Below are 25242 nucleotides of genomic sequence, written 5' to 3'. Positions count from 1 at the left end.
AAGAAGGCTTATTCGGGGCGGAGGCACAAGTCGCGGCCATGGTAGAGTTCGAAGTACCGGAGATCGATTACACCCGGTACACCAACCGCCAGCTCGCGGCCGTGCCCCTGGCCGTCCTCGCGGTCGCGCTGGCGGTGCTTCTCGGGTGGTATCTGTTCACCGGGGCCCCCGTCGACCCCGGCATCGCCTTCACCGGCGGGGAGGAGCTGACGATCCAGACGGACCAGTCGCCCGACGACATCCGCGCCGCGTTCGACCAGGAGCCGAACTCGGTGCGCGAGGTGCAGGGCGAACCGAACACGTACATCGTGGAGTTCAAGGCGACCGAGGGCGGGTCGACGGGTGATTACGTCGCCCAGGCGGAGTCGGCCGGGTTCGACATCCGGTCGAGTTCGTCGACCAGCCCGAGCTTCGGGGCCGAGACACAGACCGAGGCGTTCTACGGCCTGATAATCGCGTTCGCCGGCATGAGCCTGCTCGCCTTCGCCCTCTTCCGGACGTTCGTGCCGAGCATCGCCATCGTCATCTCCGCGTTCAGCGACATCGTGATCCCGCTGGCGCTGATGAACCTCTTCGGGATCGACCTCACGCTCGGCACCGTCGCCGCCCTCCTGATGCTGATCGGTTACAGCGTCGACTCCGACATCCTGCTCAACAACCACATCCTGCGGCGGTCGGGCGAGTTCTACGACAGCACCCACCGCGCGATGCGGACCGGCGTCACGATGACGCTGACGTCCATCTCCGCGATGGCGGTGATGGCGGTCACCGCGACGCTGTTCGGCATCGACCTGCTCGCGGACATCGGTCTCGTGCTCGTGTTCGGGCTCACGGCCGACCTGATGAACACCTACATGTTGAACCTCAGTCTGCTTCGCTGGTACAAGTTCGAGGGGGTGGGCCGATGAGCGCGCTCCGCGAGAACTGGCGGATCGTGATGCTGGTCGTCCTGCTCGCGCTCAGTGCGGTCGCGCTGTTCGTCCCCGGCGGCGTCGTCGGCGGCGGCAGCGGCGGCAACCAGTCCGTCGGCAGCGACGGCCTGACGAACCTCCAGTACGGCATCGAACTGGACGGCGGCGCGCGGATCCGGGCGCCGCCGGTCGGCATGACCGCCGAGGACGCGGAGTTCGAGACCGAGAGCGCCGTCGAGCGACAGGTCGCCAACGAACTCGGCGTCCGCGGCATCGACGTCCGGGCCGACCGTGCGGACGGCACCGTCGAGGTGTTCAACGCGAGCGTCTCCGAAGAGGAGTTCGCGGCCGCGCTGGAGGCCTCCGGCGTCTCCTACGGCGAGATACGCGACGGCGTCACCGAGGAGACGAGACAGGGGATCGTCGACGTCGTCAACAGCAAGATATCCGAGTCCGGCCTCGCCGGCGGGACGGTCACGCAGGTGACCACGGCGTCGGGCGAACACTACATCGTGGTGGAAGCGCCGAACCGCGACCGTCAGGAACTGCGGAACCTCCTGAGCGAACGCGGCGACGTGCGGATCGACGCCCGGTACCCGGTGCAGGTCAACGGCTCGACCGAGTACCGCACCGAGACGGTGCTCCAGCAGGAGGACCTCCAGTCCGTCGGGCAGGCACAGGCCAACGACCGGAACGACGGCTACCACGTCTCCGTGACGCTCCGGGAGGGCGCGGCCGAGCAGTTCTCGAACACGCTGAACGAGGCCGGGTTCACCGAGGCGGAGGGGATCAGCAACTGCCAGCCCGACGCCGGGCCGAACGGCACCGACAACGGCTACTGCCTCCAGACCGTCGTCGACGGCGAAGTCGTGTACAGCGCCGGCGTCCGGCGGAACCTCGCCACCAGCATCCGGAACGGCGACTTCAACCGCGACCCGACGTTCCGGATGACGACGACCAGCCAGCAGGACGCCCAGGACCTCCAGATCAACCTGCGCGCCGGCCGCCTGCCCGCGCCGCTGGACTTCGACGAGGCCCAGGAGTCCTACGTCGAGCCGTCGCTGGCCGACCAGTTCAAGACCAACTCCCTGATCACCGGGATCATCGCCGTCATCGCGGTCAGCCTCACCGTCTACTTCCGGTACGGCAACGTCCGCGTCGCGGCCCCGATGGTCGTCACCGCGCTGTCCGAGGTGGTCATCCTCCTTGGCTTCTCGGCGGCGGTCCAGTACCCGCTGGATCTGTCGGTGATCGCCGGGTTCATCGCCGTCATCGGGACGGGGGTGGACGACCTGATCATCATCGCCGACGAGGTGATGTCGGAGGGCGACGTCGACTCCAGCCGCGTCTTCCAGAACCGCTTCAGGCGGGCGTTCTGGGTGATCGGCGCGGCCGCCGCGACGACCATCGTCGCGATGAGCCCGCTCGCCGTGCTCAGCCTCGGCGACCTGCAGGGCTTCGCCATCATCACCATCCTCGGCGTCATCGTCGGCGTGGTCGTCACCCGGCCGGCGTACGGCGACATCCTCCGTAGCCTGCTGACGGACCGCTAGAAGTCGTCCAGCCCGGCCTGCTCGGCCGCCGCGAGCGCGTCCTCGCAGGTCGCCCACGTCTCCCGCGCGAACGGCGGGAGGTCGCCCTTTTCCGCGACGTAGTCCGCGAGGAACGACCGCGTCGTCGGGTCGCTCGGGTAGCCGCTTCCCACCGCGCCGTACTCGTCCGCGTAGCGCGCCATCTCCGCGTCGCGTTCGACCTTGGCGACGACGCTGGCCGCGCCGACGACCGCGTGGCGCTCGTCCGCGCCGTGTTCGGCCGACAGGTCGACCGCGGCGTCCAGCGCGTCGCCCACGCGCCGCGCGAACCGCGCCTCGCTGGTGTCGCAGGCGTCGACCACGCCGCGCATGCCCCCCTCGACGACGGCGGAAAGCGCCTCGGCCTGCGCGGCGACGGTGAGCGCGTTCATGTCGGTGTCGGGCGCGTCGATGCGGGCCGGCGGGACCGACGCGACGCCGACCCGGACCCGGTCGTCGTCACGCAGTCGCGCGGCGAGTTCCTCGCGGCGCTCCGGGGCGATCCGCTTCGAGTCGTCGACGCCGTCGGGCAGCGCCGCCGGGTCGTCGACGGCCACCGCCGCCGCGAACAGCGACCCGAGCGCCGGGCCGCGGCCAGCCTCGTCCGCGCCGAACACGCCGGTCATGCGCCCCTCTCGGCGGAGCGGCGGAAAACCGTTTGCGGTTGCCGGCGGCTCGGGAGCGGCGGCGGGCGGAAAGAACGGGCGGGTTGACTCAGTCGTCGTCGGCGGGCGGGACGGCCGGGTCCGGATCGGCGAGGTCCTCCCCCTCGTCGACCTCCTCGTCGGGTTCGTACGCGAGTTCGCGCTCGTGGTTGGCTAGTTCATGGCACATCGGGCATCGCCCCGTGGTATGGTACGGCGTGACGGGGAAAAGCGTTGGGCCGGCCGGACCGGTCCCGTTCGGCCCGGTCGGCCCCGACCAGACTGGTTACCGGTTCGGGGGGCGAAATTAGCAACCGAAAGACAGGTTTTTGTTACCGTCCTGTAATTTCCCGCCGTGGAACGACGGAAATTCCTTGCCGGCAGCGGAGCAGCGATATCGGCCATCGTCGCCGGGTGTAGCGGGGACGACGGGTCGTCGGCGCTGAACGACGGCGAGACGGACGCCCCCGGTGGCAGCACAGCGACGGACAGCGGCGGGGAAACGGAGGTGATCGCCGAAACCACCGAAACCGCCGCCGAGGCCGAAACCGCCGACGAGACGACCACGACGGCGCGCGGGGAGCCGTCCACGCTGGACCGGCTCTCGCGGTCGTGGGACGCCCACATCGACGACCCGGTCGTCCTCACGGGCGAGGGCGACGGCGAGCGGACCTTCTCGCTGGGGGGCGGGTTCAACGCCATCGACTACGCGTTCAACGGCGACCAGCTGTTGGCCCAACTCAAGGACGAAGGCGGGAGCACCATCCGGGTGATCAACGAGTTCAACGGGCTCGGTGGCACCGACGGCGTGCCGGTCGAGAGCGGGGAGTACACGTTCGAGGTCGAATGCGACGGCGAGTGGAAACTGGAGCTCGGCTCGCCCGACACCGGTTCCGACGCGCGCCAGCTCCCGCCGGCGTCGGTCGAAGGGGTCAGAAACGACGTCGTCGGTCCGGTCGAACTCAGCGGTGGGGAGACGGTCGCCGTGACCCACAACGGTAGCTCCGACTTCATCGTCGACAGCGTCCTCGAATCGGGGACGGGGCCATCCGGGAGGGAGGCCGTCGCGGACGAACTGTCGGGCCCGTACGAGGACGAAACGACGCTGGGCGACCCGGGCGTTCGGTGGTTCACGGTCTACGCCGACGCCTCGTGGGAGCTGGTGATCGAGTGAACCGGTAGCCGGCTCACGGCCCGTTTTTGCTACGCGGTCACCCCGTTTCGGGCTACTCCCGGAGGTACTCGGGGTCGTCGAACGGCTCGTCCTCGCCCCGGACGTCGACCACGTCCAGCGCGGTCACCTCCGCGTCGACGCCGAGCAGGCCGGCGAGGCTCGGCTCCGTGCGCCCGCCGTCGCCGCTGACCAGTTCCTTCACGTAGAGGCCGCCCTCGCCGTGGAGTTCCAGCGTCGCGCGCGTGGCGGTTCCGTCCGCGGCGTCGTCGAGGCTCCCCTCGATGTCGTACACCTCGCGGGTCCGCGTCACGCTCGCGCGGCGGTGGTCGACGCGCTCCGGCGTGTACTGCTCGACGGTCGTCCCGTCGAGTTCCGCCAGCGCCTCGGCCAGCGCCGCCGCCGCGACGGGTTCGTCGAACGCCACGTCCATCCGGTAGGTCTTGCTCGCGTCGAGTTCCTTCACGCGCTCGACCATCTCGTGGGTCGCTAGCGCGAGGTCCGTCACCTCGACCTTGCCGTCGGCGGCCTCGTTGATCCGCGCCTCCAGTTCGGCCGCGTCCGGGCTCCGGCGGCCCGGCTCCTTCACCTCGGCGACGAACGGGCGGCCCGCCTCCAGCATCCGGGCGTCGACGTCCTCGCGGCCCGCGCCGTGGAACACGGCGTCCGCGCCGTCCATCGCCTCGCGGACGTGGGGCGCGACGAGTTCCTCGACGCTCTCGTCGTACAGGTAGCCGCTGCCGTCGCAGTAGTCGCAGGGTTCCTCCCCGTCGTCGCCGAGCTGTTTCCCGCTGCCGCCACATTCGCGGCAGGGCCACTCGGTCTGGGGGATGTCACGTTTCAGCTTCCGGTAGCGCCCGTAGACGAACGCGGGGTTGACCTGCACCTCCACGTCGCCCTCGCGTTCGAGGTTCAGAAGCGCCAGCACGTCCGGGCGCTCGAAGTCCACGTCGGTGCCGGTCAGCCGGCCGACGCGCTTGCCGACCTCGCGGTTGAACTCGGACTTGAACGTCTCGCCCGCGTCCTCGGGCAGCCCCGCCTCCTCGCGGAGCAGGCGCTCGTTTTCCTCGACCAGCGGCGGGACGCGCGTCCCGACCTGGTACGTCCCGAACTCGACGCCGTCGACGGCCTCGGCGACCCGCTCCGCCCAGTCGTCGAACTCCGCGACGAACCCCTCGCACACCCAGCAGTCGGCCGGATCCGGGGACTCGTACGGCTCGTCGTCCGCCAGCGCGGCGGCGACCCGCAGCGCCTTGCCGCGCTCGGCGTTCGTCAGCCCGAAGCTCCGGTCCGCGAACGGCCGCCCGAGACAGGCGTCGCAGACGGGACCCCCGGCCGCGACGCGGCGCGCGTCCTCAAGGACAGTCATGGGCGTGTGGTCGCGCCCCGGCGGTACGTACTCTTCGGTCGCGCGGCGTCAGAACTCACTCGTCCTCGTCGTCCCCGTCGCTCCCGGGCAGGCGCTCCACCGCCTTCCGCCACCGCTCCTTGGCCGCCTGTCCGGGGTACGACCCCGGGTCGTACGCGATGTCGTAGCCCGTATCGAGACGCGCCACGTCGCCGGCGTTCCGGCTCCGCCACATGGCGGCGACGAGCGCGGCCAGCGCCAGCGCGAACAGGCCGGCCAGCGCCAGACTGGCGGCGTCGTTCAGCGGCCACAGCACCGGGGCCACGAACACGACCAGCGTGACCAGCGACGCCGCCTCGAAGAGGCGGACCAGCGCGGAGCCGGATAGCTCGAACGTCCGCGACATCCGTGTCGGGCGCGTCGGCCGCGGGACGCATAGGCTTTTCCGCCCGGTCGAACTCGACAGATGGAAGCCCGACCCCCACGACACACCGGCCATGCGCCAGTTCATCGTGCTCGGCCACGACGCGCCGACGACGGCCGACTTCCCGCTCGACGACATCGCCGGCGGCGCGGGCCGCCTCGACGTGCTCTGTCGCTGCGTCAACAGCGCCTTCTTCCTCTCCCACGACATCCGGGAGTCGGTCCGCGTCCACCTCGTGCTGGCCGACGAGTTCACCGTCACCTTCGACGGGGCCGACCTCCGGCGGCTCAACCCCGACGAGCGCTCCACCGCGGCGCTGGTCCGCGGCGCGCTGGACGAGCGCGAGGAAGCGATCGGCCACATGCCGGTCGAGACCAGCCCCGGCGTCTCGCTCACCCGCCGCGGGTTCGAGCCGGTACTGGAGGACGTGGCGAGCGAGAGCACGGTCGTCCAGCTCCACGAGGACGGCGACCCCGTCGTCGACGTCGCGCCGCCCGCCGACCCCGCGTTCGTCCTCTCGGACCACCACGACTTCGAACCCGCGGAGGCGGACCTGCTCGCCGACGCCGCCGACCACCGCGTCCGCCTCGGCCCCGAGCGCCTCCACGCCGACCACGCGATCACCGTCGCGCACAACTACCTCGACACCGGCGGCTTCGCCGAGTACTGACGGTCCGAGCCGCCATCCGGCCGCGGGAACCGCCGGCCGTCGTCCGTTTCGCAACCGTTAAAAACGACCCCGCCATTGCTTCATGTGCGGGCCGGTGGGGTAGCTTGGTATCCTTCGGCCTTCGGGTGGCCGTAACCGCGATTCGAATTCGCGCCGGCCCACTTCCGCCCGTGTTTTCTGAAAGTCGAGGATAATCCCCGTATAGCTTGGGGTTCGGGGTCTCGATCGCCGGTTTGGCAGGTGAGAGTCGAACATGACTCATGTTGCGGGTCGCGCTTGCTGGTGGTTTTGCGAGAGTCGGCGCGGTGAAAGTGGAGGTTCAACCGTGGGTGGAGGAATTGACTAGAAAGGATGTGTTGTGCTTGGGGTGCCTGCAGCGCAAGCACTTTGGCGGGTCGGCCGATCGCCTGATCTGGCTTCACCGGCCAGCTGCGCGCTAGAATCCTGTGAGCATCGCCTGCTCACCGTCACTACCGCCGTCCTCCTAGTTACTGCCCTGATCGTTGTTCTCATCCAGGTCACCACGAACAACACGCGCGGCCTCTTCCAAGGATTCCACTTCCATTATTCCCGCCCGAACCCGGCCATCAACCTCTTCCTCGTAGTGCGTGCGTTGCTGCCCGCACATCCTGCGTTTTACCCGTCGCTCAACTTTCTGATCGAGGTCGTCACGAAGTTCGTCCGCGGGCGCGAGGTTGTCGCCGATCTTCACGAACGGTGTTTGCCCGCGATGCGCAGTGCCGTCGTCTTCAACGAGGAGCATGTCCTGCCCGCTGCGGAGCGCCTTGTAGTCGCCGTGCACGTCCACGCCCGTGATGTCGTCTGGCAACACGGGGTCCTGGTCGTCCATCCAGTGCCCGACTCGTTCCAGTCGGTCGATCGTCTGGTGGACATCGTCATCAATATCGAGTCCTGCGAGCGCGTCGCGGATCGCCGCGTGTGCTTCGCCGCGATCGTCGTCCGCACTGACGCACTCGGTCGCCATGAGCGCCTCGTTAGGAGTGTACTTGTATTGGGCTGTGACGGTCGCTCGTGCTGGGTTGGCTGCGACCTTGACATCTCCGTCGCCGTCTACACAGTTGATGGTGATTTTGATATACTGGTTTGCGTCATGTTTTATCGAGTCGATGCTCCTGGTCATTGTTCGATGGTGATATCGGCAGTGAATCTGAATGTCGTCTGCCACTCGCGCGCCTCGATGTCCACACTGCCGTCCTCGGCTGCGGGCGTTAGCAGTGCATCGTGTGTGTCCTCGTACGCAACTGCAGTGATGGTGTCTTCGGCACTAATGTCGCGGAGCACTGCGTGTGGGTCTACAGTGACGGGTATGACGTGGTCACGTGGGACTGCACGGCCGTAATGCCCGTCGTCGCTGTCGTCTTCGTCGTCATTGATCGCGTCGCCGAATTCTATTCGCGTGAAGTGGTCGATATCGAGAGGTGGGTCCATAGTTAGCGGTAGCCGCCGGTAATGTAAAAAGCTCAGTATTGGGGTTATAGGGCCCCTAAACCGTTCAAACGGCAGTATGGTTGTGCTGCCAGTTCACCATCCATACTGTCAATCGGTGCGTGTCGTATTGGGGTCCGAATTCTCTTCCCTACCGTTGACAAACTCGCGTTTGTCGTCGCCTTGAACCCACCCTTCGTAATATTGGGTGGTGAGATATCCGCGTGCTGCGTCGTGTTACCCATCATGTGACGCGACATTAGAAGAACGGCTACCCCAGTGGGGTGGCCATACTGAGGTGGAGGACCTGTACCTACACCGGCATTTTGTTCTCTTTTTCTGATGGTGAGAGAATGAATGCTGTTGCCATCAGATAGAACGTTTTAGTTCCGATGCTGATTCTCGGTACTCAGAGTACTGGGTCTTCGCCCACGTGATAGCAGAATCAGTGTCGTTGACAATTGTACCATTTACTCCACCGTTTTCGTACAGTGTGATTCCTGCGTATTCGCGTGTCCCTTGTTCGGTCAGCCAGAGCGCGTAGGGAAACGGTTCATCAGCGACATATATCTGGACCGTGTTGAATCCTAGAAGAGAGTCAAATTCGTTCTCATAGTTCTGTTCTATAGCTTCGACAAGATTGTTTTCAAGAATTAGCTCCAATTCGAAGTCTCCTTCTTGTAGACGTTCAATAAAGTTGGTAAAATATTCGCGTTGGACAACAGAGGCAGTTCCAATCATTCTGTTTGCCTCCTCCAATAATTCCGTACCGGGCTGATGAGCAACATCTGGAGTGCGGACTGACGAATAGATATCCGCATCGGCGAGGAATGCTTTATCCAGCGAATCTGAAGGCAAGGTGTTTAATAATGTGGTGTTGGTTTGAACTTGCTCAGTTTCCATTCGATAATCTCGGTGGAATTGAAGAGCTGCCTGTCCTGCCGCTGTCAGTCGGAACTGCTGTCCTGCTGGTTGGGCTGCTTCAACACACTTGACATCAAGAAGCTCTTTGATCGCTCGGTTGATCGTTGAGCGAGAAGACTCAAGATCATCTACAAGTTCTGGTTTCGTTTTTCGGCTCTCAGAAAGCGCTTCGACGATCCGGTACCGCTTTGAAAGGACATCACGCAGCTGCTCCCCCTCAGCACCAATCATATCGAAACAGACCGAGTTATCGCTTTTACGTCTGGTTATTCTCCACCAGTACCTGAGAGAACACCCAGACTGTGGGCACTTGCTCAGTGGATGCACTTACACTGTAAATATCACAATTATCGTTCGAAATGGACAGGTTTTGGATCCTAAGTTACTGCTGGAACGAGAGTGAGTGCTGATATGAGCACGTTTTGGAATCGGCGTGGACTATTACGCACCACTGGAACCGGAATAGCAGGGCTGGCAATGCTTGGGACTGCTGGTACGTCTGCTGGACAAGAAGCCTCGAAAGCGTCCATAACGTTCAACGACCAAACATCAAACGGCATTTCGGTCATAGTCGAAAAAATCGAAACTGATGTTGAGGTCCGGTTGGTTCTCAGAGACCAAGACTCGAATGTGATCGGCGGTCCGATTACATTTGATGCGGGAACGGTCGTTGAGGACTACGAAGTCAAGCTAACGCCCCAAATTACAGAAACGAAAACACTCTCAGCGAACCTCTATGAGTCGGGCGGATCTAATGTTGCGCGGAAAACAGCAGAGATCACTGTTAGTGATCCTGCAGAGATGGTCTCTGGAATGGGGCCCACGTTTGTCGAAGCAAACCCCGATGCTGGGTTCAATTACCCGTACTACCTCTACGCACCGTCTAGACCCACCGACAGCGATCCTGGGTCGATACTTGTTCAACCCAACAACAGCGGGCAAGCAACCGATGATTTCGAAGTTCAGAGACAGTCTGCTCAAAACCGAATTGAAGGAGGGATCTCACGAACGGTCAGTGAACGGCTAACTGTACCATTACTTATTCCTGTGTTCCCCCGACCGCAAACAGATCCGGTGGACTGGCGACACTACGTCCATGCGTTAGATCGTCAGACGATGCAAATTTCGGATGGCCCTCTCAAACGGGTTGATCTTCAACTCTTACGGATGGTGGATCATGCACAGGAGATGCTGTCCGATCAGTCCTACACCGTTGACGATCAAATTCTACTGAACGGGTTTTCTGCTGCAGGAAACTTTGTTGATCGCTTTGCTGTTCTTCATCCAGATCGTGTTCGGTCTGTCACTGCTGGCGGATTGAATGGGATGGCGATGCTTCCGCTTGAGGAAGCGAAGGGTCACACGTTGAATTTCCATATCGGAATCGCAGACGTTGAGGAACTCACCGGGGAGCCAGTGGACTTAGATGCGCTCAATGAAGTCAATCAGTTCCTCTTTATGGGCGGTGAAGATTCGAACGACACGATCCCGTACGATGATGCGTGGAGTGAGGAGATGCGGGAAATCGCTCTTGATGTTTATGGAGAGAAGATGGTTACGGAGCGATTCCCGTATTGTCAGTCTGCATACGAGCAAGCAGGCGTTGATGCACAGTTCAAAGTATACGAAGGAGTAGCCCATAGTCCTCGCTCAGCATTAGAGGATATCATTGAGTTCCATCAGCGGAGTCTTGATAGAGAAGATGTGAGTGACTTCAACCAAGATCTTGGCTTTGAGCCAAAAATCAACTATACAGCTGAGCAACCTGAGGTGGGAGAATCGATTGAGTTTGATGCGAGTTCTACAGAAATCAGTCTTGGACAAATCCTCGCGTACACATGGGAGTTCCCCAATGGCGAAACTGCGGCGGGTAAAACAGTAACACACCGATTTGAAAAACCAGGTCAATATGGCATCAATCTCAGTGTAATCGATAATAATGGACGGACAGTTACGACAGAAGCAACCGTTAGTATAGGAGGGGACTCTAAGCAAACGGTGTCTGGCACCAACGATTCGAGCGAATCTACTTCAGAAGCCACGACAGAAACGGACCAACAAACCTCTGCTGGTCCACGATTTACGTTACCTGGTGTCGGGCTGGGTGTCGTTGTAACAAGTGCTGCTGGAGGCCTCTACTCGCTCAAAAACCGGTTACAAGACTGATCCAGCTCACGTAGGATTTCCAAACCAATTTAGAAAAATACGGCTCTGTTGAAACCCTCTTTGTTAGACACCTCCCCTGGAGCAACAGATAATATGCCACCGAATTCATCACCGTCAAAACGGCCGCATAATGGTGATTAGAGGATGTTGAAGTACTGAAGGCCGGCAATCAGTAGGATGGCGACGATCAAAATGAGTTTCATGACCCAGGGTGGAACGTTTTTCCGAATTCTGAATGCCCAGTCCATACACACGATTGAAGTATTCAGTTATTAAAAGCCCTGTAGAAATTCTGGCTGATGTAGTTATCGGGCACCCACAGACACGTGTCTTGGCCAACCTTGGCTGTCTTCCCATTACTCATCTTCTGCAATATCCGAGATCTCAATCCGTAATCCGCCATCTTTGCTCGTAGTGAGGCTAATCTCCCAGCCGTGGGCTTCGGCGATCTGCTTGACGATACTCAGGCCGAACCCAGTCCCCTCCGATGCGGTTGAGTACCCGGTTTCGAACGCCCGCTCTCGGTCCTCAGGCGGAATCCCCGGACCGTCGTCGGCAACATAGAACCCGCCGGAATGGTCGCCAATCGTCACCGTAACGTCCTCCCCGCCATGCTCAATAGCGTTCCGAATAAGGTTCTCAGGCTCTGTTGAAATCCTCTTCTTTAGAGAATTGTTCACGTGAATCTACTGAACACTACACGTGCATAATAACCGGAAAAAACCAGTTGGCGAGTGTATGTAACACAGATGGTTTTTTTAGCCGCAGTAACCACAGTTCGGGATATGCGTCGTGCCCTCCGGTACGCTGTGTCACTACTTGTTGGACTGTTAGTTACGGCATCCGTCGCAGAATTCGCTGCGACAGATCACTTGCTTACAATCTCACTATTACCGCTCTATGTGGCTGTGAGTTCAATGATGATAGCACATCGCCGAACGTTTATTTCTCTCTCTCGTGAGGCCGCCCCGGCAAGGAAGCGTGGAGCTATTGTTGGCGGTGTTAGTGCGTTCACCGGCGGATTCCTCCTACAGAGCTCGATCCCGGCAGGTGCCGCTGGGTTTGGGTTGATGTTTCTAGGCATGGCGACTACCGTTGCTGACTTCGACGACTTATAAGAAGTTGTGTAGGTTGATTCGGTCGCTGTACCGAACGATCTGTGGGTCGCCTGTACTGGTCGTTAGATTGCTTTGTCAAGATTGTGGACGATACACGCAAGAGCGAGTTCACGGAACTGCTTCCACCAGCGTCGTGACCGGACGAATGCGCCGTACTTCCGCTTGAGTGTTGAGTTGACTGTCTCTGATTGACTCCGTTGACCGTAGAGATCGGCGTCTAAGCGTGCATTCCATGCCTTGTGAAGCGATGTGAACTCACGATGCTTGATTAGTGGACGAATCCCGTGTTGACGGGCAAGCCGTCTAATTTTCTGGTCGTCGTAACCTTTGTCCCCGAGCAGGATGTCGATAGTCTCGGGATTGCGTTTGATCAACGACGGAGCGATCTGGCTATCGTGTTTTCGTGTCGTCGTCACATGTAAATCGAGGACAGCGTTCACTTTGGAATCGACCAGCAGTGTTACTTTGAGTTGCTGAATCGTGAGTTTGGCTCGTTTCGTGTAGTGCTTCGAGGCGTGACTGCGGTCAAACCCTGAGGCGTCGACCCCCGTAACACCGTTAGTCGGAAGCAGTGAAACAGAGAGATTGAGCAGCACTCGCCAGACAGCCATATCGAGTCTATCGAACGCTTTGCATAGCGTAGATGGCGCAGGGAGTTCACTGAGATTGATCGCGTTCCGAATACGGGGCATCTCGATGAGTTCGTCGAGGAGTGTGCGATACGTTGTGTTCTTCCGAACTTTGAGACAGAGGAGAACGATGTGCTGATGGAGCGTATAGCGTTGTTTCGAGAACTTCGAGGAGTACCGAGCTACGGCACGTTGGGCTAACTGAAATGCTTCCTCGACAAATCGGAGCAACCGAGACTTTGGGAGGGGCTGCATCTACTCAAACTACCGACTGAACCTGTAACTCACTAAGGAATTCAACAGAGCCGGTTCTCAAGAAGCTGCTTCAGGCGACTCCGATCCGCACGGAGTTGCAGGTCGGTTTCGACCTGCAGGGTCGCGTCACCCGTCGCAACCGTCTGCCAACACCGCTCTGCAAGCGCTGCGAGATCAACAACCTTCATGTCACTCACTTGATCCCCCTCGCGTGCGAGGGTGAGCAGGTCAGCGATCAACCGCTGCATCCGCTCGTGGGCCTGCGCAACTGTGTCCAGGAAGTCACTGTCGCACTCTTCTTGCGCGAGTTCGAGGTTCCCCTGCGCCACGTTCAGTGGATTCCGGAGGTCGTGGCTCACAATTGAGGCGAACTGCTCCAGTTGTTGTTCGCGCTGCTTTCGGTCGGAGATGTCGCGGCCGATACTCAACACCGCTGTCTGGCCCTGATACGTAATCAGGCTCGAACTGATTTCCACCGGGATTTCCTCTCCTGTCTTCGTCTCGTGGACCGTCTCGAACACCTGGACTTCGTCTTCGGGCATCTCCGCAATCAGCCGGCTGATCTCCTCATCCGGGGTCGCCGCGTCGAAGTCATGCGGTGTCATCGACTGCAACTCCTCCCGAGAGTAGCCTAACCTCTTGACAGCGGCATCGTTTACGGCGAGAATCGACCCATCGGGATCCACCACCCATCCGGTGTCGTTCATCCCGTTGAACAACTCCTCGTACTCCTGGCGAGCCTGCGATAGCTTCCGCTCACGCTCCTTGTGGTCCGTAATATCCTGGACTGCCCCACGAACCGTCACAACCTCCCCGTCCTCCAGCACGGGTTCACCTTGAATGCGGAACCACCGAATCTCCCCGTCCGCACGCTCGAACCGAGCTTCCACATCGAACGACTCACCCGCGGCAACTGCATCTTCGATTGCAGACGCCACACGAGCCCGATCCTCCTCAAGATACACATCCAGTGCTTCCTCAAGCGCCGGTGCCTCCCCGTATTCGACTCCAAGCATCTCGAAGAGGTGGTCCGTCCAAAATACCTCGTCTGTCCCCGTATCAATCTCCCAGCCGCCCACGTCAGCAATACGTTCCGTCCGATCCAGCAAGTCGTGAACGAACTTCAGTTCCGCTTCCCGCTCTTTCCGTTCCGAAAGATCCCGACCGACCCCGACGAGTCCGAGAAACTCCCCCGCAGGATCAGTCAGTCGTTTTCCCGTGAGTTCATACGGAATTCGCTCACCAGACGCTGTCAGCACATCAGCTTCAACCGTAGCATCCCCCTCATCGATGGCCCTTGTGATCGCGTCATTGATCTTGGCGTGTTCATCTTCGGGAAACAGTTTGTGTGCGTTCTGGCCGTCCAGTTCGACATCGGAGTAGCCGGTGATTTCACCAACCCGTTCGTTCCACCGCGTGAGCGAGCCATCAGCATCGACCACGTAGAACACGTCGTCCAGCGTATCAAGCGCCTGCTCAGTGAACGCACGCTCCTTGGCGAGCTTCTGCTGACGTTCGACACGATCTGTGACGTCCTGAAACTTCGAGAACATCGTCACGACATCCCCGAGCTCGTCTCTGACGACACGGTGATGCCACTCACAGACAATCCGCTCGCCGTCCTTCGTGACCGTTTCTTGTTCAACGTCGTAGGCCGCCGGGTCGGTAAGCAAGTCAGAGAACACCTCGGCAACATCGTCATGCTCGGACTCCGGAATAAGCCGAGTCCACGAATCGCCGACGAGTTCATCTTCGTCGTAGCCAAGGATCTCCGCTGCTGTTTCGTTGATGCGGGCGATGTCAAACTCCTCTGTCCATTCAATGGCTCCAAGCGGTGACTGATCGAAAAATAGCGAGAGTCGTTCCTGACTGGCTTCGATTTCCTGTTTAGACCGGTACTGTGCGACTGCGTTTGTGATACGGTGGGCGAGTAGCGTGTACTGGCCAGTGCCGCCTTCCTTCTGGAGGTAGTCGGTGACGCCGGCAGAGATCGCATCACTGGCGATCTCTTCGCTGCCCTTCCCCGTGAAGAGGATGAACGGGAGGTCAGGATGCTTGTTACGAACGGTGTTGAGAAACTCAATGCCGTTCCTCTCGGGCATATCGTAATCGGAGACGATACAGTCGAACTGGGTCGCTTCAAGACGTGTCAGGCCGTCGGCCACGCTTGTCGCCGTCGTGATCTCAAGCTGGTTGTCTTCCCGTTCAAGGAACTCCGCAACCATCTCCGCGAAGCTGGGTTCATCATCAACGTGAAGGACACGAATCGGGGTTTGTGTAGACATAGGAATTGGAACTTGGAGCGGAAGTCAGCCGAGAATTGTTTATCGATTTGACGCGAGTTGTGGATAAAAGAGCACCGGTAAAGATGATTGTGGCGGTGGTCCCCCCTGAACGTCGTGTTGGCTGCGTAATGAGCTGGTTAGAACAATAATCATCTTAATGCGCAGCCCTACCTAACGCTGATCCAGCGGGCAAGGTATCGCAACAATAGGATTTCAACAGAGCACTAAGACGTGATCTGCGAGCGGTTAGACGTGGGGACGGATGGCAGCAAGTGAGAAGCGGGAATAGGGGCACCCCGACCACGCAGAATGGGAGCCCAAGAACCCCCAGCAGTACGAAAAGGAACGCATTGTCACCGCCACTTTGATTCGATACTGGTCCGGTAGTACAACTGGAGTACAGACGTGTTAGAGCAGTCCTTCACCGTCTGTGGCGGGTAGCGGTCACGGACATTCTGAAGATTCTCCTCGCTCTCAATGAGGTGCGTCAGCGCTGCGTCGATGACGTCACTCCGCGGCGGGTCATCGTCTGGTCCATCGGAGACAATCTCGCTCGCCTTGTCGAAGAGGATCTTCCGTTCGTCGGTCAGCTTCAGACTAGTTCGGTCGGTTGCCATGGTTCTTTAAGTGCGAAAGTATGTACGCGGGGTGCTAGTGCGTCGTTCTAAGGTAAACGAGAGTCCATCCAGTATAAAAGGAGCACTGGTCCCAGGCGTGAACGACGCGGACATAGGTCGGGAAGCAGGCGAATCTATGCACCCGTCACTCCGCCGACGCGCCACGAGGTGCATACATCCGGACGACCGTATACATCTGAGCACAACCCCGTGGGTTGGCCTCGAAGATCCGGCTCCCGATGTCTGAGTTGCCATTTGTTTCGCATACAGGCTGTTGCTTTTGGATCGCCGTATAAAGTTGGAAAGTTGCCCACTGGGTGTCCAGGCCTTGTGGCTGTATCCAGAAATCGGGAGTGTATTATATTATCATTCTCTGCCGTTCTGCCAAGTTATTTCAGGAGCTGTCCGAGGACGTCTGCCTGCCAGTAGGCGATAGCCGGATGTACGCTCTTTTCGCCAGTCTCTGGATTTATCGCCGTTATTCCGACATCTGCGCAGTGAATGCCTGCGAGGTTGTCTCCGAGGACAGGCGAACCACTGTACCCCCTGTAGCTGGAAGTGCTATCATCGATACCGGTAACGATTCCTAATGCAATCTGATCGGTGGAAGGTGATCCCTCCTGGTGAGTGGGGAAGTCGTCTTGAAGCGTGAGAATGTACGGCTCAGTGATCGTCTGTGCGTAGGTCTCCCTGTCGTACGGGTCGGGGTCCGGGAAGGATGGTCCGGGGTAGCCGATGATATCAAGGAGTTCAGGCGAGTTCTCGGGGGTAATGTCATCAAGCGTCCAGACGACATACCCGTAGTCTTCGGGCGAGAAGGTAATGGGGACGCCGATCACGTCAATGCCGGCATCAAGAAGAATGCCTGATTGTTCGGTGAGATCGACCCGTTTCACCGTGAAGGTGGGATCATCTCGCAGGTAGATATCAATCGTTGGGAGGTAGTCCTCGGTTCGGTAAGAAAGCGAGAGTTGGCCCGTGGCGAGGGTTGACGCGTCTGTGGGCAGGAGGTTGTGGCGAGCGGTAATGAGGTAGGTTTGATCCTCGGCGTTGAAGAAGAAGCCGCTTGCGCGCATGTATTCGCCACAGATGATCGGACAGCTGACGTGAGGGTCTATTTTTGCCAATTTCATAGTTCAGTTCGTATCCATGTACCACTCAATCCGGTAGCCTGTTAGTAAAATCGGGAACACTGTCATCGGAATCAGATGACGAATTATGCCATATACTTATATTGGATCAGGATTGTATACTGAATCGGATTATGACGGGACTGGATCGAAACCGTGGAGTTCTGACGAAAGATGACAGACAATACCTGCTCGGGCGAAAGAACCTAAATCGAGATAGTGAACGAAACGCGCGGCTCCGGATTCGGAACCGAGCTCGGAATGCACTCTACGACTTCGAATACCTCGCAACAGAACTAGCAAGCAAAGACAGAACCCAACTAGCTGTGGACGACGGGATTGCCGACGACGAGATATTCACCGCCGCAGAAGATGCGATCGCTTTCCTGTTCTCCCTCTGCCAGCACGCACCCAATTCAGAGTCATATTCGCCCGACGATCGGTTCCGTGACATCCTCAAGAACGGGGTCGAGAAAGGACTTACAGAGGGCCAAACTGTTCTTGACTTTAACCTCGACCTACAGTACGGCCTCCCACGCGAAGCACAAGCCCGAATTCAACGAAAGCTCCAGCAGGGAGAGAGCCTAACATTCGTCGAACTCCGGGAGGCCCTCAACAACGACTACCTCAACGACACCTACCTCTTCCGTCCGCTTGACGCAGCAGATGGACTCCCAAAGGATGTCGAAGGAAAAGATCTGCTCTCACACGATGATTACTGACAGTACAGAGAGAACGCGGTTCTCATATCCAGATACGGTGTAGAGAGGAGGTCTTCAAACGCTTCCAGATCCACCTCTTCATGGAGGTTGCCTGAACCGACGACATTTGCAATTGTGGCGATCATCGGTTCTGGGATAATGATTCGAGTATCAGTGCTGCTGTCACCAGTTCGGGTTCTTCAGGTGTTACGTGCTTCTCCTCCTCTAACCGAGCTAATTCTTCGTCACGTTCACGCCGAAGGGATTCCAATTGGCGTTTCGCGTTTCCGATCGGTGCCGACATATCCTTTCCTCGTTCATCCTGCTGTTCGTACGTCTCTAAGCGCTCTTCCCACTCGCTGATCTCCTCTTCGAAGTGACGTTCAGCATGCTGGCGTTTAATTTCCATCTCGCGTTCCCGTTCTTCTCTCGCTTCCTCAGCAAACGACTCAACCTGCTCCCACGCCTCCATCTCGGCAATCTCGTGTAAGTCCGATACCTGTAACGCCAGCTGATCCAGCGTTTCATCGGTGGAGACCTCTTCTGGAGGGAGGGTATCAGCGATCTCGGGCTTCGTCGTCGAAACATCCCCACCTGAAGTCACATACAATGGGACCAGCTTCTCGGTTACCGCTTCACCGGCACCAGACACGTACCCAAGACGGTAGTTGAAGAGAACACCGGGTCCTGGCTCACCATCTTCTGCGACTTTGACAGCGACCTGTCCCTGGATACGGGTCGAGTCAAGGCAGAATTCGATGAGTGATTGAACGAGCGGGTGGTCAAGAGCGATGAAATCGACATCGTCCTGTTCCATCGCCACCTCGCGGGTAAACGTTGCTCGGTCATACTGACTACTGACCTGATCACCAGAGAGTACATCTGGCACGTCAAGTTGGAAGACGTCACCGCCTGAGCGAGCAGGACCGGGACGGACACCGCGGATGTTACCGCTGAACTCGTTGAAGAACTCTCGGACCAGTATCTCGATGTCGTCTTCGCTGACGTCGCCGTGTTGACTGCGTTCGATGACCTCCAAGATCTCTTCGTCTTCATCAGAGAGATCGAATCGATCGCGGATCAGGAACTCGTTCTCAACCGTTTGAAGTGCCTCCTTTCGCTCCTCGATCGTCTTCTCGATATCCCCTACAATTTCGTCGGTCGGCCGGTTCTCCGCGATGGCGGCCATAATGGTGTCATCGAGATCAACATCTTCCAGAACACGGCCGAGGACGTCGGAACGCATTCCAAGGTCAGATTCAATCTGGTTCGTCTTCTCAACCAGCAGATTCAGAATTTCGCTCTCCCGGGTGTTCTTGAAGAACAGGTTCCGTATCTCTACGGTTCGTTCCTGCCCGTAGCGGTGAAGACGACCCATTCGTTGGTCGATGCGGATCGGGTTCCACGGGAGGTCATAGTTGACCATAATGTGGGCGAACTGGAGGTTGAGGCCCTCTTGTGCCGCGTCGGTGGCGAGCATCAGGTTGGCTTCATTCTCGAATTTCTCCATTTCCTCCCGCCGTCGATCTTGGTCTAAGTCTCCGTAGACTTGGGCGATATCGTGATCGTCGAACACCCTGTCTCGGAGGTATTCGAGCGTGTCCGTGTACTCGGTGAAGATGAGTATCTTCTCCTCAGGGTCGTTGGACAGGATCCGACCGACAAACTGCTTGAGCATCTGGGCCTTCGAATCGGTCTCAATGCTCTTGGCCTGCTGCCAGAGTTGCTTCACCCGGTCTAGCTCTTCCTGTATCTGTGATTGGTTCAGCGTGACTGTGACCGTTTCCAGCGCCTCTTCGACGCGCTCACGCTCGGTGTCGGTCAGTGTCTCGGGTTCGGTGCTATACCGAGGGATCAGCTCCTGGACGTCGTCGGGAAGATCTTCGGCAACAGCGTCGTTCTGGATGGCACGCATTCGGTTCTCCAGAGACTTCTGAATCGCGTAGATGCTGGAGACCAGCCGCTTCTGATAAATGACCATCGTGAACCCCGCGGCTTGGTTCTCCTCCTGTTGAGCGAGGTTGTAGTACTCGCGGATGTACTCAGTGACGTCGTCGTAGAGCTTCCGCTCAGCCCGGGACATATCCACACCGAGCGCTTCGATGTTCTTCTCGGGGAACATTCGCGTCCCGTCGGTGTCGTGCATGTCGTCCTTCAGCCGGCGAATCATCAGATCATCCAGTGCGTCGGGATTGATCTGTGACTCGTGGCTGAAGCGATATGGATCGAGCAAACTCACGAGGAAGTAGAACTGGTCGGACTTCCCTTTGTGAGGCGTCCCGGTCATCAACAGGAGCGCGTCGGAGTTTTCGGCGACAGCTTCACCGACAGTGTAACGCTGGGTACGTTCGATGGAGTCGTCGCTTCCCCGGCGAGCAGTCAGGTGGTGGGCCTCGTCAAAGACGGCGACATCCCAAGATTCGTTAAGGTTATCGAGCGCATCACGAACTGAGACCCGGTCCGACTCAGGATCGTCGTTCGTTTGCTTAGCGAAATCGATCGAGGTGATGATGAGGTCCTCTTGCTCCCAGACGTTCTGGTTTGGGTGGGACTGCCGGTGGTTTTCTACAGTCTCGCGGTCGTAAATGACGAAGTTGCGGTCGAACTTCTCGCGCATCTCTTCTTGCCACTGCACCGTGAGTGGCGCTGGTGCGACGATAAGCACCCGCTGGGCGCGCCCGCGCGCGATGAGTTCCTCAATAACGATGCCGGCTTCGATTGTCTTCCCGAGGCCGACTTCGTCGCCGATGAGGTAGCGGTGGTCGTACGAGTTCAGGATTTCATAGGCGGCCTGAACCTGGTACGGTTCGATCTCGATACGGTTGTTCGTCAGCGACAGGAACCGGTCGTATCGGTACGCGAGATCGAGGCGGGTCGCACGCTCCCGGAGGTCGTGGTGGATGGGCGAATCGATCTGTCGGGCTGCGAGCCGGTCAACGATCGAGTCGATCCGCTCAATGTGGGGCAGGCCACTCGGGAGTTTCCGAAGTTCCCCCTCCGTGGTGTAGACGTGGAGGAGTTGGCCTCCGTTCGGGCGCTCTTCAATCTTCGTGATTTCGCCCTGCCCACCGGCGAACTTGACGTGGTCACCGACCTCGAAATCAGTCATCAGTCACGGCACTTGGTACAGATTCTATTTCAGCCGAACTCAACCCATATAGATCATATACATATTCGTTTATACTTGCCTTTTTGTCATCAATCTCCGCATTGAGCTCATCAGCAACCTTTCGCTTGCTCAGATATCGGTCAAAGTCTTCTTCACAGCCATCCAGTTCTGGAAGAGTGAGTGCCTCCAGTCTGTCTATCAATGTGTTCGTTTTGGTTGCTGTTTCCCTGAAGCTAGCGAATCCACCGGCTTCTTCCACAGCATAGGGGACAAATTCAGAGATTAGCTCACTCATCTTCTCATTTAGACCGACAAACTCCAAGGCGGGCATGAGATCTGTTTCAGTATAGCCCCACTGGTCTGTTTCATGCTCATCCTGTTCTTCCGGTTTGTATCGGGCAGACGCTTCAACTACTAACTTCCCAGATTTCTCTTTAACAGAAACGGTTCCTACACGGAGATTATTCATCTCCTCACTAGTAGAGTTCAGGATGGAATCTGAAATATCGCTAGGCGGTTGATAAGCGGTTAGATTCCCGAGAGCAGACCCTTCAGAGTAGGGTTCCAGATAGTCCAGCAGATTTAGATTAAGTGCGTTTTTCTGCCCCTTTCGTTCAATTATCTCTGTTGCCAAATCCCCGATTTCTGGTGGACAATCCTGTGGCACATAAAGCTCATTCAGGAACCCAGTCTTATACGCTCTGAATCCACCTCTCTTTGGCGGAGCAATGCCTCGATAGATGAATTCAAGCAGGTCAGAATTCAGGATCCCCAACAGTCCAGTAAGACTGTAGTTGTCAGTTGTCCTGATACTTTTTACCTTCGTGTTGAAGAAGTAATTGATATCCCCTGTATCGGCAGTGAAGTTGTTACCATCGGAAATTTCAGGGAGCAGAATCTTCGGGTTCTGGTAGATCTCTTCGTTCCGTTCGCACCACAGTTCATACCACTCTTTACCGGAGTCCAGTACATACTGCCGGCTTCGCAGTTTATCTTCATTGGATTTAAAGTAATCCCATATATTTGGGTAATCCTTACGAAGCCGTTTCTCCGAGATCACTTCATTATTTGAGTACGGATAGATGACTTTTAGATCCGTTGTCGGAGGCACGTACTCATCAACATCTCTCCCTTTCAGAACCGGTTCTAGAAGATCTTCTTCAAGGTCATTATCTTCTACTATGTCAGAGTCTACGAAGAACACCTCATCTTTCCCAGAGTGGATCCCCTCAGAAATTGATTTAGTTACTGTATCTAGAGTGACGAAATCGTCGGGAATGGAGTCTAGTACTGTAGCAACAGGAGCAGGGATTACGTCCCACGGATCACTGCCCAGCTCAGAATTCACCAATTCATAGAAGGACATTAAGTTCTGATCAAGTATTTTATGCCCATCCCCTTCCGGGGTGTAGACCCGGAATCTGTCTTCGCCATCATGGCAGTTTAGAGTGAATATACAGACATAGTTGGTTGCATCTCCGAATACTTGGAAGTCAGAGAGGTCTACAATTTCACTGACAGAGGAATGCTCGCTAACATTTTTCCTCATACCCTCACCATATGGGCGACGTAAGAACATCATTGGTTGAATATATGACAGTCTCCCCCTACAAATCGAAATCCCCATCTCTGTAAATAAACAATAGATGTCCCACCGACCAGTTGTGGATTCAAATTTTGAGTTGAAATACTCCTTTTGGTGATCTGGAATCCGTTTGGACCGTATGTACGGTGGGTTCCCAATCACCGCGTCAAATCCAGGATTATCTGTACCCGCACCATCATCGTTATAGAAAACTTCTGGGTACTCTAGCTTCCAGTGGAAGTAATCATCACTAGCGGCCCATTGTTGAGCATCCTGGAACCACTGCATTTGTTCAATTTCCTCCCACTCGTCATCGTCCTCCAACGCTACGGCCATCCGTTCATACGCATCTGAAGGGAGATTATCCAGTCCGAAGTCCTCGGCAGTATGGATGTTCGCCATCGCTTCAAGCCGCTGCCGGAGCTTGTTCCGCTCGAACTCATCGTACTTGGACTCCATCTCCTTGACGTCTGCGAGGTCCTGGTTCTCGATGGCGATGAAATCCTCGTAAATTCGCATCAGCTGCTCAATCGTCCCCTTCCGAGCAATACCGAAGTCTGCAAGTGAGGCGTTCTGATCATCACCGCCGCTCTCTGACTCCAATTCCTCGATTTCCTCGATGTCACTTCCAACAAGGGAGTTCCCTGTTTTCAGGTGGTGATCGAGGAACGCGAGTGGCTGCTCAGCGGCAAGCGTCCGAAGCCAGAGCGACACTTTCGCCAACTCAACAGCGAGCGGGTTCAGGTCTACACCGTAGATGCATCGTTGGGCGACCTGCCGGCGTGCCCAGTTGATGTCGTGTTCTTGGTTGACCGTCTCGATACCCTGCTGTGCGGCTTGCCTTTCTTGGGCGTCAATGATCTCACGGGCGAGATAGTCAATCGCGCTCGTGAGGAAGTGACCACTCCCCATCGCCGGGTCGAGGATCTTCAGATCGAATACGCGATCGGCGAACTCCGCAGCGAAACCACGGTCCTCACCACGAGCACTCCGACCGGCGAGGTCCATCCGGATATCGTCAACCAGCGGTTCAAGTGTGTTTTCGACGATGTACTCAACGACGTACTCGGGGGTGTAGTACGAACCAGTGGCCTTTCGCTCACCACTGCCTGTCGTCAGGTGTACCTCACCTTCCTGTACGACGACGTCGTCGCCATCGCCGGCGCTCACGTATTCGCCATCGTCCAGTGCCAGCGGTTCATCGGCGACGTTGAGCTGGTACTCCAGCAGACCTTCGTAAATGCTCCCGAGATGGCGAACATCGAGTGAGGAGTAATCGACGAAGATCTTTCCACCGCCGTTGCTGTTCTTGCTCCGGGTGAGGAGTTCCACGACCTTCGCCAGGTAGGCGTCGCCGACGTCGTGATTGGCGAGGAACCGTGCTTCCTTACTGTCGTCGTCGTCCGGATCCGTCCGGAACAGCCCACCGTTGTACGCCGGAATGTAGAGGTCTTCCTCAGGGATACCGCGTGACTTGCTGCCCTTGTCGATGAGGGTGAACAGTTCGTCCAGACGGGCCTGAAGGTTGTCTTGCCAGTCACGGTATTTCGGGTCGCCACTATCGAGTTCTTCGGCGACCTCCTGTTTGAGAGAGTTGAGACTGTAGGACTGCTCGTAGATCTCGTTGCTCGTGTCCAGCAGTTCACGGCCCTCCGCTTCGGCATACAGGACGAAGATGAGCCGGTAGAGGTAAATGAGCGAACTGTCGTGGATCAGCTCAAGATCGTCTTCATCAAGATCGTTCTCGGGGTACTGGAGGTATCCCTCAGAGAGGATCTTGATCGCCTCGTAGATGTTGTCCTGCAGGTCCTCTCCCAACTCTTGGGCGAAGACATTCGATTCGCCGTAGACGTCGTCAAGGAAACAGTCACCGCTGGTGTCTTCGAGGAATGCCTCGTGACGGAAGAAGAGGTAGAAGTACTTGAAGTCCTCAAGGTCGCCCTTTTCCAGGATTGTTGCCAGATCGACCTCGTAGTAGGAGTCAAGGCGGTGACTGGTCGGGCCGTAGTACAGCCGCCATTTCTTCCCGTCAGTTAGAACAGCCCACTGTGCGGAATCGACTTCCTGAAGGTAGACGTGGATCTGGTAACTGGGGTTCTCGAAGTCACGCTCGTGTTCACCGCTTCCTCGCGTGTCGAGGGGACGACCCCATCGTTTCGCGTCCGCAACGGCGACGGAGTTCTCGTAGAAGTCACCGCCCTCATCACGGCGTTCGAAGGCGTCCCGTGCAGCTTCATCAGTCTCGAAGAACCCGTAATCCGGCCGACGCTGAGTTCGGTCAGTACTCTCCTCAACCTCGAACGGGATCCCCAGCTTCCGGAACATTGGCCGGATGAACTTCTCTTCGAGCTGGGACTCATTCCGCTTCGGTGCGGTGTCCTTCTCACGCTCCCAAAGGTCCATAACGTCATCATAGGCCTCCTGGAGTTCTTCGTCATTGACTTCGTCCCATTCTTCGGTCTCGGGGAGGTGCTCATCCAGGTAGTAGTTCGAGAACAGGTCACGGTTCGTACGGTAGGTGAGTGCTGTTTGCATTCG

19 protein-coding genes and 1 tRNA gene are annotated in these 25242 nt (G+C 58.0%); 7 read left to right on the top strand and 13 right to left on the bottom strand.

The genetic code is table 11. The features are described 5' to 3' along the window. Window positions 1-38 precede the first annotated feature (38 nt). Both secF and EYW40_RS09040 read left to right on the top strand, forming a co-directional pair. Window positions 39-908, top strand: a complete 870-nt coding sequence (gene secF / locus EYW40_RS09045; protein WP_135821284.1) for a protein translocase subunit SecF — start codon at window positions 39-41, stop codon at window positions 906-908. Then, a complete protein-coding gene (locus tag EYW40_RS09040) occupies window positions 905-2464 on the top strand; it encodes a preprotein translocase subunit SecD (protein WP_135821283.1) in 1560 nt (519 codons plus the stop codon). The genes secF and EYW40_RS09040 overlap by 4 nt, the downstream gene beginning before the upstream one ends. On the opposite strand, the gene rnhB is transcribed toward EYW40_RS09040, so the two are convergent. Continuing rightward, window positions 2461-3108: a ribonuclease HII gene (gene rnhB, locus EYW40_RS09035; RefSeq protein ID WP_135821282.1), complete on the bottom strand. Its 648-nt coding sequence runs from the start codon at window positions 3106-3108 to the stop codon at window positions 2461-2463. The two genes, EYW40_RS09040 and rnhB, sit on opposite strands and share 4 nt — an antisense overlap. Window positions 3109-3481: 373 nt before the next feature. Here rnhB and EYW40_RS09030 point away from each other — a divergent pair, with 373 nt between their 5' ends. Further along, entirely contained in the window at window positions 3482-4300 is an 819-nt protein-coding gene (locus tag EYW40_RS09030) for a hypothetical protein (RefSeq protein WP_135821281.1), read from the top strand. Window positions 4301-4352: 52 nt separating this feature from the next. Here EYW40_RS09030 and EYW40_RS09025 read toward each other — a convergent pair whose 3' ends face one another. Both EYW40_RS09025 and EYW40_RS09020 read right to left on the bottom strand, forming a co-directional pair. Next, window positions 4353-5666, bottom strand: coding sequence for a tRNA pseudouridine(54/55) synthase Pus10 (locus tag EYW40_RS09025; RefSeq protein ID WP_135821280.1), 1314 nt, complete (start codon window positions 5664-5666; stop codon window positions 4353-4355). Window positions 5667-5721: 55 nt separating this feature from the next. Further along, window positions 5722-6051: a DUF8000 family membrane protein gene (locus tag EYW40_RS09020; RefSeq protein ID WP_135821279.1), complete on the bottom strand. Its 330-nt coding sequence runs from the start codon at window positions 6049-6051 to the stop codon at window positions 5722-5724. A gap of 91 nt (window positions 6052-6142) precedes the next feature. Between EYW40_RS09020 and trmY the strand changes: the two genes are divergently transcribed. Both trmY and EYW40_RS09010 read left to right on the top strand, forming a co-directional pair. Further along, window positions 6143-6739 (top strand): tRNA (pseudouridine(54)-N(1))-methyltransferase TrmY, encoded by a 597-nt coding sequence (gene trmY / locus EYW40_RS09015; protein WP_135821278.1) that lies wholly within the window; start codon window positions 6143-6145, stop codon window positions 6737-6739. 88 nt (window positions 6740-6827) lie between these two features. Then, window positions 6828-6900, top strand: a tRNA-Pro gene (locus tag EYW40_RS09010). A 323-nt stretch (window positions 6901-7223) separates the two neighbouring features. Here EYW40_RS09010 and EYW40_RS09005 read toward each other — a convergent pair. The 3 genes from EYW40_RS09005 to EYW40_RS08995 form a co-directional block, all read right to left on the bottom strand. Next, on the bottom strand, window positions 7224-7880 hold the full coding sequence (locus EYW40_RS09005; protein ID WP_135821277.1) for a hypothetical protein: 657 nt from the start codon (window positions 7878-7880) through the stop codon (window positions 7224-7226). Further along, window positions 7877-8188 (bottom strand): hypothetical protein, encoded by a 312-nt coding sequence (locus tag EYW40_RS09000; RefSeq protein ID WP_135821276.1) that lies wholly within the window; start codon window positions 8186-8188, stop codon window positions 7877-7879. Before EYW40_RS09000 ends, EYW40_RS09005 begins: the two co-directional genes overlap by 4 nt. A gap of 366 nt (window positions 8189-8554) precedes the next feature. Continuing rightward, window positions 8555-9340 carry a helix-turn-helix transcriptional regulator gene (locus EYW40_RS08995; RefSeq protein WP_135821275.1) on the bottom strand — a complete coding sequence of 262 codons (786 nt, stop codon included), beginning with the start codon at window positions 9338-9340 and terminating at the stop codon, window positions 8555-8557. Window positions 9341-9586: 246 nt separating this feature from the next. Here EYW40_RS08995 and EYW40_RS08990 point away from each other — a divergent pair, with 246 nt between their 5' ends. Further along, on the top strand, window positions 9587-11275 hold the full coding sequence (locus tag EYW40_RS08990) for a PKD domain-containing protein (RefSeq protein WP_161973186.1): 1689 nt from the start codon (window positions 9587-9589) through the stop codon (window positions 11273-11275). A gap of 356 nt (window positions 11276-11631) precedes the next feature. Here the strand turns inward: EYW40_RS08990 and EYW40_RS08985 are convergent, their stop codons facing one another. The 5 genes from EYW40_RS08985 to EYW40_RS08965 all read right to left on the bottom strand — a co-directional run bounded on the left by EYW40_RS08985 (window position 11632) and on the right by EYW40_RS08965 (window position 17255). Then, window positions 11632-11955 (bottom strand): sensor histidine kinase, encoded by a 324-nt coding sequence (locus EYW40_RS08985; protein WP_375137150.1) that lies wholly within the window; start codon window positions 11953-11955, stop codon window positions 11632-11634. 500 nt (window positions 11956-12455) lie between these two features. Next, window positions 12456-13277 (bottom strand): IS5 family transposase, encoded by an 822-nt coding sequence (locus tag EYW40_RS08980; protein ID WP_135820873.1) that lies wholly within the window; start codon window positions 13275-13277, stop codon window positions 12456-12458. Window positions 13278-13318: 41 nt separating this feature from the next. Continuing rightward, window positions 13319-15562: a PAS domain S-box protein gene (locus EYW40_RS08975; RefSeq protein WP_135821272.1), complete on the bottom strand. Its 2244-nt coding sequence runs from the start codon at window positions 15560-15562 to the stop codon at window positions 13319-13321. 353 nt (window positions 15563-15915) lie between these two features. Next, window positions 15916-16179, bottom strand: a complete 264-nt coding sequence (locus tag EYW40_RS08970) for a DUF7386 family protein (RefSeq protein WP_135821271.1) — start codon at window positions 16177-16179, stop codon at window positions 15916-15918. A gap of 389 nt (window positions 16180-16568) precedes the next feature. Then, a complete protein-coding gene (locus EYW40_RS08965; protein ID WP_135821270.1) occupies window positions 16569-17255 on the bottom strand; it encodes a hypothetical protein in 687 nt (228 codons plus the stop codon). Window positions 17256-17443: 188 nt separating this feature from the next. Between EYW40_RS08965 and EYW40_RS08960 the strand changes: the two genes are divergently transcribed. Next, the gene (locus EYW40_RS08960) at window positions 17444-18031 is read left to right on the top strand and encodes a DUF8102 family protein (protein ID WP_135821269.1); all 588 of its coding nucleotides are present in this window, start codon (window positions 17444-17446) and stop codon (window positions 18029-18031) included. A 121-nt stretch (window positions 18032-18152) separates the two neighbouring features. Here EYW40_RS08960 and EYW40_RS08955 read toward each other — a convergent pair whose 3' ends face one another. Further along, window positions 18153-21119 (bottom strand): DEAD/DEAH box helicase, encoded by a 2967-nt coding sequence (locus tag EYW40_RS08955; RefSeq protein WP_135821268.1) that lies wholly within the window; start codon window positions 21117-21119, stop codon window positions 18153-18155. Then, window positions 21112-25239, bottom strand: coding sequence for an Eco57I restriction-modification methylase domain-containing protein (locus EYW40_RS08950; RefSeq protein ID WP_135821267.1), 4128 nt, complete (start codon window positions 25237-25239; stop codon window positions 21112-21114). The genes EYW40_RS08955 and EYW40_RS08950 overlap by 8 nt, the downstream gene beginning before the upstream one ends. Window positions 25240-25242 lie beyond the last annotated feature (3 nt).

The organism is Halostella litorea (assembly GCF_004785955.1).
GTDB lineage: Archaea > Halobacteriota > Halobacteria > Halobacteriales > Natronoarchaeaceae > Halostella > Halostella litorea.
This window is presented reverse-complemented; position numbering and strand designations above follow the sequence as displayed.

Coding starts and splice junctions, on each gene's coding strand:
- secF (WP_135821284.1), top strand. CDS start 39: ATGGTAGAGTTCGAAGTACCGGAGATCGATTACACCCGGTACACCAAC.
- EYW40_RS09040 (WP_135821283.1), top strand. CDS start 905: ATGAGCGCGCTCCGCGAGAACTGGCGGATCGTGATGCTGGTCGTCCTG.
- rnhB (WP_135821282.1), bottom strand. CDS start 3,108: ATGACCGGCGTGTTCGGCGCGGACGAGGCTGGCCGCGGCCCGGCGCTC.
- EYW40_RS09025 (WP_135821280.1), bottom strand. CDS start 5,666: ATGACTGTCCTTGAGGACGCGCGCCGCGTCGCGGCCGGGGGTCCCGTC.
- EYW40_RS09020 (WP_135821279.1), bottom strand. CDS start 6,051: ATGTCGCGGACGTTCGAGCTATCCGGCTCCGCGCTGGTCCGCCTCTTC.
- trmY (WP_135821278.1), top strand. CDS start 6,143: ATGCGCCAGTTCATCGTGCTCGGCCACGACGCGCCGACGACGGCCGAC.
- EYW40_RS09005 (WP_135821277.1), bottom strand. CDS start 7,880: ATGACCAGGAGCATCGACTCGATAAAACATGACGCAAACCAGTATATC.
- EYW40_RS09000 (WP_135821276.1), bottom strand. CDS start 8,188: ATGGACCCACCTCTCGATATCGACCACTTCACGCGAATAGAATTCGGC.
- EYW40_RS08995 (WP_135821275.1), bottom strand. CDS start 9,340: ATGATTGGTGCTGAGGGGGAGCAGCTGCGTGATGTCCTTTCAAAGCGG.
- EYW40_RS08990 (WP_161973186.1), top strand. CDS start 9,587: ATGCTTGGGACTGCTGGTACGTCTGCTGGACAAGAAGCCTCGAAAGCG.
- EYW40_RS08980 (WP_135820873.1), bottom strand. CDS start 13,277: ATGCAGCCCCTCCCAAAGTCTCGGTTGCTCCGATTTGTCGAGGAAGCA.
- EYW40_RS08975 (WP_135821272.1), bottom strand. CDS start 15,562: ATGTCTACACAAACCCCGATTCGTGTCCTTCACGTTGATGATGAACCC.
- EYW40_RS08970 (WP_135821271.1), bottom strand. CDS start 16,179: ATGGCAACCGACCGAACTAGTCTGAAGCTGACCGACGAACGGAAGATC.
- EYW40_RS08965 (WP_135821270.1), bottom strand. CDS start 17,255: ATGCGCGCAAGCGGCTTCTTCTTCAACGCCGAGGATCAAACCTACCTC.
- EYW40_RS08960 (WP_135821269.1), top strand. CDS start 17,444: ATGACGGGACTGGATCGAAACCGTGGAGTTCTGACGAAAGATGACAGA.
- EYW40_RS08955 (WP_135821268.1), bottom strand. CDS start 21,119: ATGACTGATTTCGAGGTCGGTGACCACGTCAAGTTCGCCGGTGGGCAG.
- EYW40_RS08950 (WP_135821267.1), bottom strand. CDS start 25,239: ATGCAAACAGCACTCACCTACCGTACGAACCGTGACCTGTTCTCGAAC.